Here is a 4,491-nt window from a genome sequence, read left to right as displayed (position 1 = left end):
TATCACCTGATTCACAGTTTTTACCAGCTACAGTTACTAAATGATCAGCTGGCATATTTGCTTTATTAGCAATAAGAGCATCATATTTAGCACCATATAAGCTTGAACGAATATTATCCGTCATTCCGCCATCGACAGTAATATAATCACGGATATCTTTAATAAATTTATAAGAACCTACGGTATATAATGTAATTCCTGCATTTCCAACACAGTAACGTCCTGGTTCAACTAAAACCATTGGTCGTTTCAAGTTTCTTTCTTCAAATCCTTTAGTGACAATATCCATGATCGTATCAACTACTTTTTCAAATTCCAATGGTCGATCAGCTTTAGTATAAGCAATTCCAAAACCACCACCAGCATTTAATTTATTGATTACAATACCAAAGATATCATATATTTCACAAGAGATTTCTACAAACTTATTCATAGCTAAAATATAAGCTTGAATATCTTCAATTTGACTTCCGACATGGCAATGAATTCCATCAAATTTAATATTAGGAGCATCAATTACTTTTTTAATTGCTTTTAAATACGTATTATCATGAGAACTAAAACCAAATTTAGTATCTTTAGCTCCTACCCGAATATAATCATGTCCCCCGGCATATACCCCAGGAGTAATTCTAACGATTCCATTGACCATAACTCCAAGCTTAGCGGCAATTTCTTGAACTAATTCAATTTCATAGAAATTGTCAATAACAAAGTTTTCTACTCCATTTTTTAGTGCATATTCGATTTCTGATGCTAATTTATTATTTCCATGGAAATAAATCTTTTTAGGATCAAAACCACCTTTTAATGCCACTGAAATTTCTCCAGCCGAAACGCAATCAATTCCTACACCGTATTCCATTGCCAGCTGATAAATAGCTTTACATGAAAATGATTTTGATGCAAATAGTGGTAATGTATTTTCGTATTTATCAATCATTTTAGTTTTCAATGTATTAAATTGATTACGAATATGTCCTTCTGACATTACATATAATGGTGTTCCATATTTTTTCGCTAAATCACAGGCATTAACATCATCTATGTATAAATTATTTTCTTTAATATTGGCAAACTTTGTTTGTAATACCATAACTTCCCCCTATTAATATAATGATTTTAAAGTATATAAACCATTTTCTTTATCTTTTAAAGCATAAGCAGCGCTAATTGCTCCTTGAACAAAGACTTCTTTAGATAAAGCAGTATGTTTAATTTCAATTATTTCATCATTTCCTGCAAACATTACTGTATGTTCACCAAAAATTGTTCCCCCACGCATTGTCTGAATTCCAATGCTTTCATGTTTCCGTTTTTCATGTAGACTACTACGATCATAACAAGCTTCTACACCATCAATTTCTTCAGCCATTACTTCATATAAAAGTTTAGCTGTTCCTGAAGGAGCATCGATTTTTTGATTATGATGTTTTTCTAAAATTTCAATATCAAATCCAGCTTCATAGAATTCTTTTGCGAAAGCACGTAACATTTTTGTAAACATTTGTACTCCAAAAGAAGTATTATATGATTGGAAAATTGGTATTTGTTTAGCTGCCGCACTTATTTTATCTAGTTGTTCTTGGCTATATCCAGTTGTTGCAATAACTAGTTTTGTTTTATTTTCTAGTGCATAATCTAAAATATCATCTAAATTAGCTGGATGTGAAAAGTCGATGATTACATCGGCTTTTTCATCACATTCAGTTAATGAACGATAACTTTTTTCAGGAACTTTTTCATCAAATTCATAACTAACAACTCCAATTAGTTCCATATTTTCCTGGCTTCTTACTTTATGAGCAACTTTTTTTCCCATTAAGCCATATCCATATACTATTACTTTCATCTTAAAACCCCAACTTTTCAAATGCAGACATTGCATCAAATAATAATTTTTTGTTTTCTTCCGTTGTTTCAATCAATGGCAATCTTACTGTTGCTTTACATACACCTAAATGTTCTAATGCTGCTTTAGGCATAATTGGATTAACATCGATGAATAAATAACGACTAACTGGCTCTAAAGCATAAGCTAATTCTTGAGCTCGTGGCATATCACCTTTTAAAGCTAGCTGTGCTAATAATTCAGTTTGACGGGGATAAATATTTGATAATACTGAAATAACCCCTTTACCACCGGCACAAATAAATGGCAAGATGTTATCATCACAACCTGAATACATATCAAAATCCATACCTTGAGTTTTAGCTAAAACTTCCATTGCATAAGCAATATTATCAGTTGCGTCTTTCATAGCAACGATATTTTTATGTTTAGCTAATTCTACAACTGTATCAACTGTAATGTTCATTCCGGTTCTACCTGGTACATTATAAAGAATCATTGGAATATCAACACTGTCAGCAATCGTTGTATAATGTTTGATCAAACCGCGCTGACTTGTTTTATTGTAGTATGGCGTTACTACTAAAATTGCATCAGCACCTTTTTCTTTAGCATATTTTGCTTTAGTTAAAGCAGTTGCGGTATCATTAGAACCAGCCCCAGCGATAACTTTAATTCCCGTTCCTTTAGCCATCTGTAAAGTAATATCTAATAATTCAAATTCATCATCAATATGGATTGTTGGTGTTTCACCTGTTGTTCCATTAACTAATAAAGCCTGAACGCCACCATCAATCATTCTTTGTACTTGTTTTTTAAAACTATCATAATCAATACTTCCGTCTTCATGCATTGGTAATACTAGTGCAACTGCACTTCCTTCAAATATAGCCATAATATCCTCCTTTATATATTTAAGCTAAATGCTTCATTTAACTTTTGCATTGCCAGATCGCGATGTTTTTTATCAACGATAAACGAAATCGTTCTCTTTGAAGTTGTTACCTGATAAAAATGTATATTATTTTCACCAAGAATTCTAAATACTTGAGCCGCTCCACCTGGAGTAACTTCTAATAGTTTACCACCTAAAGCGATTTTAAAATATTTTCGATTAGTGGCAATTTCCAATTGCGGTACTTCTTCTTTTAATCTTAAAATTGCATCGTTTAGATTCTTTTGATATTTTTCATCTAAAGTAATTTCGATTTGCATCGCATCTTCAATCATAACTTGAGAAATCATATCCACATTTACTTTACATTCGCTAATAATAGTAAAAATCTTAGCAATTATCATTGGATGTTTTGGTACGTTTTTTAATTGTAACTGAATAATATTTTCCTCATAGCTCACTGCATCAATAACTTTTTCCATCATTGTCCGCCTCCCTTACAAAAAAAGTTGCAATGAGTATCATTGCAACATAAACAGCGTATGAACAATGATAGCTCACCATTATCAAAAAGATAATGACAGTCTTATAGATTTTCTCTATAAGCCCAGAATATAAATAACTGCAATTATTTATTTCTTCGGCGAATGCTCCTCCACTAAAATCTCGTTACAGCATCATCAATAATAGCTTCTTAACAACTCGCGCCTCTATCTAATATCTGCTTACAATATATCACAATAAATATCATAATACAATATTAATTATACTGTTTTAATCAATGTTTTTAAATAGAAACATTTCACTTCCTTATAATATATGATTAAGTTACAAAAATAGACTATTATTTTACTATAAATTTTTAAAAACCATAATTACCATTTATTAAAACAACGGTAATTCTATTTTTAACATACTGATGACCAATGATTGAATAAAAAGAACATAGCTTATCTTCATGATGACAATGAACACAATAGCCTATTTTACTACAAGGAGTGCCTTTATTTAAGCGTAAACAATTTTTAGGTGCCGCAATTTTTTCAACTCGATTAATTGCTTCCGGAATATCTTGAACTAATTTATTTGTCCCCGCCACCACAATAACTTTTTTTGGTCCATACGTCATCGCAGCTACTCGATTTCCCGTTCGATCAATATTATATAAATAACCATCAGCAGTAATTGCATTACTACTCGTTAAATAAATATCACAGGTGAGTGATTTATCAAAAATTTGAAACAATTCTTCTTTAGATAACCCCTCTTGATATCTATCCAAATAATTTATCTTTCTATTTTTTAAATAATCAATAATTCCAGTTTCAAAAAGTGTCATACTGCCACCAATTCCAATTGACATTTGATCTTTAATTTGTTTATCTAAAAAATCAAAAATTTCTTGCGGATCATCTAAATAGATAACTTCAATATTATTTCTTTTAAAATTTTCAATTACTTTATTTATTTCTAAATTCATTATTTTTACTCCTATCACCTTTGATCTTAAAAAGTGTAACACTATTTAATTACAAAAACAATCAAACTATTTCAATCACAATTAAAAAGAGCATCTAAGTTAAAGATGCTCAACGTTTATTCACTTACTATTTCAAAATCTTTTTCTACTTTAGCATTTTCAAAATTTGTTTTCTCTTCACTTTTGGATACCAGTACTGCCGCGCTAGCTGCTCCAATTACATTAGTTGCCGTTCTAGCCATATCAACAATACTTGAAATTGGC

Annotated in this window: 5 protein-coding genes and 1 riboswitch; all 5 genes read right to left on the bottom strand. The window is 30.8% G+C overall.

Annotated features, from left to right (window positions below; genetic code table 11):
- On the bottom strand, window positions 1-1,096 hold a 1,096-nt coding region (lysA, locus tag J7M77_RS11980; RefSeq protein ID WP_296878860.1), incomplete at its 3' end, for a diaminopimelate decarboxylase.
- 12 nt (window positions 1,097-1,108) lie between these two features.
- Complete coding sequence (gene dapB, locus J7M77_RS11975) at window positions 1,109-1,852, bottom strand: 4-hydroxy-tetrahydrodipicolinate reductase (protein ID WP_296878858.1); 744 nt, start codon at window positions 1,850-1,852, stop codon at window positions 1,109-1,111.
- 1 nt (window position 1,853) lies between these two features.
- The gene (gene dapA / locus J7M77_RS11970; protein WP_296878856.1) at window positions 1,854-2,747 is read right to left on the bottom strand and encodes a 4-hydroxy-tetrahydrodipicolinate synthase; all 894 of its coding nucleotides are present in this window, start codon (window positions 2,745-2,747) and stop codon (window positions 1,854-1,856) included.
- Between the two features lie 11 nt (window positions 2,748-2,758).
- Window positions 2,759-3,232, bottom strand: coding sequence for an ACT domain-containing protein (locus tag J7M77_RS11965; protein WP_296878853.1), 474 nt, complete (start codon window positions 3,230-3,232; stop codon window positions 2,759-2,761).
- Between the two features lie 60 nt (window positions 3,233-3,292).
- Window positions 3,293-3,468: riboswitch (Lysine riboswitch) on the bottom strand.
- A gap of 141 nt (window positions 3,469-3,609) precedes the next feature.
- Window positions 3,610-4,227 carry a lactate utilization protein gene (locus J7M77_RS11960; protein ID WP_296878851.1) on the bottom strand — a complete coding sequence of 206 codons (618 nt, stop codon included), beginning with the start codon at window positions 4,225-4,227 and terminating at the stop codon, window positions 3,610-3,612.
- Window positions 4,228-4,491: the final 264 nt, after the last annotated feature.

The sequence above is a fragment of the Thomasclavelia sp. genome (assembly GCF_017889095.1).
In the GTDB taxonomy this organism is placed as follows: Bacteria; Bacillota_I; Bacilli_A; order Erysipelotrichales; family Coprobacillaceae; genus Thomasclavelia.
The sequence above is the reverse complement of the archived record's forward strand: the minus strand, read 5'-3'. Positions and strand labels throughout refer to the sequence as shown.

What these genes read in the sequence shown, in the direction of transcription:
- dapB (WP_296878858.1), bottom strand. Translation starts at nt 1,852, where the DNA reads ATGAAAGTAATAGTATATGGATATGGCTTAATGGGAAAAAAAGTTGCT.
- dapA (WP_296878856.1), bottom strand. Translation starts at nt 2,747, where the DNA reads ATGGCTATATTTGAAGGAAGTGCAGTTGCACTAGTATTACCAATGCAT.
- J7M77_RS11965 (WP_296878853.1), bottom strand. Translation starts at nt 3,232, where the DNA reads ATGATGGAAAAAGTTATTGATGCAGTGAGCTATGAGGAAAATATTATT.
- J7M77_RS11960 (WP_296878851.1), bottom strand. Translation starts at nt 4,227, where the DNA reads ATGAATTTAGAAATAAATAAAGTAATTGAAAATTTTAAAAGAAATAAT.